At 41.3% G+C, this 2,448-nt stretch carries 4 protein-coding genes and 1 pseudogene; 2 read left to right on the top strand and 3 right to left on the bottom strand.

Annotated elements, in window-relative coordinates:
• Positions 1-131: 131 nt before the first annotated feature.
• Positions 132-236 (top strand): annotated as a pseudogene (locus QT994_RS27460) (cyclic pyranopterin phosphate synthase MoaA); the annotation flags it as partial.
• 60 nt (positions 237-296) lie between these two features.
• Here QT994_RS27460 and QT994_RS27455 read toward each other — a convergent pair.
• The 3 genes from QT994_RS27455 to QT994_RS27445 form a co-directional block, all read right to left on the bottom strand.
• Complete coding sequence (locus QT994_RS27455; RefSeq protein WP_333180259.1) at positions 297-662, bottom strand: DOPA 4,5-dioxygenase family protein; 366 nt, start codon at positions 660-662, stop codon at positions 297-299.
• A gap of 123 nt (positions 663-785) precedes the next feature.
• Positions 786-1,118: a DUF5615 family PIN-like protein gene (locus tag QT994_RS27450; RefSeq protein ID WP_333180256.1), complete on the bottom strand. Its 333-nt coding sequence runs from the start codon at positions 1,116-1,118 to the stop codon at positions 786-788.
• Positions 1,115-1,339, bottom strand: a complete 225-nt coding sequence (locus QT994_RS27445) for a DUF433 domain-containing protein (RefSeq protein ID WP_106332354.1) — start codon at positions 1,337-1,339, stop codon at positions 1,115-1,117. Before QT994_RS27445 ends, QT994_RS27450 begins: the two co-directional genes overlap by 4 nt.
• A 656-nt stretch (positions 1,340-1,995) precedes the next feature.
• Here QT994_RS27445 and QT994_RS27440 point away from each other — a divergent pair.
• Positions 1,996-2,331: a hypothetical protein gene (locus QT994_RS27440; protein ID WP_333180254.1), complete on the top strand. Its 336-nt coding sequence runs from the start codon at positions 1,996-1,998 to the stop codon at positions 2,329-2,331.
• Positions 2,332-2,448: the final 117 nt, after the last annotated feature.

Genomic DNA, 2,448 nt, shown 5'->3' with positions numbered 1-2,448 from the left:
TGCTCAACAATAGCTCAAAGCTACTATTCTGCTTTTTCTGAGCATTTATACTTATTGCAAAAGTGACACGCTCCCAAGGCGATCACTTTAACTCAACCCAATTTACAAATAATTATATTAAATGCGATGGAGTGCGGCAGATATTGGAGATTAAACCGGAGATTAATTTCAAGCAGCGAGATTCGGGAACTACTCAAGGAAATTACAGCCACACCATGTCTCAAATCGGTGGCTAATTATCTATTATGAGCGATAAGTCAGTCTGAAGTAACGCCCTCGCCTTGCGCGCGGATAGATCATAAGCTGACGTTGGCTGTCCTAGGTCGCAGGAATTCGACATTCAACTCTAGTTTCTCTCCTAGCCATAAAGAATGTTTCGTGTGGTCTGCCACATCGTCGCCTGTTTCAGGGTGAATGAGAATATCGAGCCCCTCACGATTCAGCATTAACCAGGGAACCACTTTGCCAAACTCGTCTGGTAAAAATGCAACTTGATACATTGCTTGGGGGTGGGGGCCAATGGGTTTGTCATGCCAACGCCCAAGCTGCACCTCAAACTGAGTCAATCCTTCTCGTACACGCGCTGCGGCATCGCGATTATCAGGGTCGAAGTAAATATGTCCATGAAAACCAACGATGTTAATGGTGTCTTCTTTCATCATTTTCAGTGGATTCTTGAGCTGAGATAAACAACTTTATATTAGCTTAACTTGCTGGATATTTTCTTCACTCCTGTAAACTCCTTAAGTTGATACCTCCTCAGTCTTTGCTTTTTGGGTTTCATGCTATGACAATACCAGTATACTCTCTGCTTCTCTATCTCCAAACTGAATAATGATGTCGATTTCATCTCGCAGAATTTGAACAATTTTAGATGTTGAGCAATTGCCAACACGGAGATAAATAAATTTGGGAGGATGACCGTAAAGTAAACTCCGTTGATGAAAATCAGAATCTTTGGAAACAATCACAAAATTATTTGTCTTTGCATATTCCCAAATTTCTGCATCATCAGTATTTGTCAGTCCTAGGGTTTTAACATGAACAGAATCGGGATAGAAACCGATAATTCTCTGAAGAATCCGGTCTGAGAGGTTTTCGTCCAACAGTAGTTTCACAGGGATGCCACAAATAACTTTTTTTCACGATCTGCGGCAAAAGCAAGGCAGGCTTTGATGTCTGCTGAAGTTAATTCTGAAAAATCTTCCAGAATTTCTGCTTCCGTCATGCCACCGGCGAGATATTCTAAGATGTCGTAGACGGTGATTCGCATTCCCCGAATACATGGTTTGCCACTGCGTTTTCCCGGTTCAATTGTGATGATGTCGTGGTAGTCCATAAAGCAATATTTTGTACTAATAAGCGTAATTATAACTGCAAATAATCCTGGTTTGTTTAGGTCAGAATTTCAGGTTTGAGCAAGTAGGGATAAAAAAATAACCCTGACGTTGAAAGTAGCCAAGGCGGATCAGTTTTCTCCTGGTCTGCGGCAAAAGCAAGACAGGCTTTGATGTCTGCCGAATTTAGTAGGGTTTTCCACCAATAAGACTCCAAAATTGGCGGCAGTCCGATCGACAGGGGGCGATCGGCTGAACCACACAGACAGGGCTTGAGAATTGCACCATCTGGCGGGGTCTAGCGGGTTTTGGCATGATTATCTGGGAGTGTCAAGGCTGGCAGAATTGCACAGTAAGGACTGCTAGCGCGGGTCTAGTGGCAAGGTTGCCACGGCAGGCAGTGTCGGTCGGAGCGATCGGATTGGAGCGGTGGCGCTCTAGATTTTTGCGTCACACTCGCACCTTGCAACCTACTGCTTTTTAAAAAACTGGGAGGGTGTGGGAGGGGGTGGCACACAGAGAGCGGTCACAGCGCGGTCACAGACACAGAAAACCCGCCAGAGTTGGAGTCTGGCGGGTTTATGGTGTGGGTGGGTTTATGTGAATAGTTGATGTGTAGTTCTGTGTTAAACTGTTTTAAAGTAATTTAGGGGTTTTTATGTTTGAATACAAAATAAATATTCTTTTTGACATTGAATCAAAAGATGAAAATATAAAGTTTGATAGCATATTTATTGCTAAATTTAAATTTGATTTGGGTTTACAATTAGATGAGATAGTTGAGTTAAAAGATATTCCTATTGGTGACAAAAATTACGATGGAGATGAACCTATGTCATTTACAGCTATGGTTAAAAGGAAAGAAAAAACCATACAAGTTGACAAAAATGATAACAGTGTTTTTATTATTGATATTTTTTTAGAGATAGCTGATAGGGAAAAACATGAAGAAATTAGAAATATTATTAGACGACTACATCCAGATAGGTTTTAGAACTAATTGACGTAATTGCAAAGCTTATTGGGCTTAGGCGGGGTAAGCTGTTGCACATTTAAACTGTGATACAAGCATTACCCTTATTTTTGATTTTGCGACCCCATTTAATTATTA

This window comes from Microcoleus sp. S13_B4 (assembly GCF_036700885.1).
Lineage (GTDB): Bacteria > Cyanobacteriota > Cyanobacteriia > Cyanobacteriales > Microcoleaceae > Microcoleus.
Note: the sequence above shows the minus strand (reverse complement) of the source record. Positions and strands in the feature narration are given on the sequence as shown.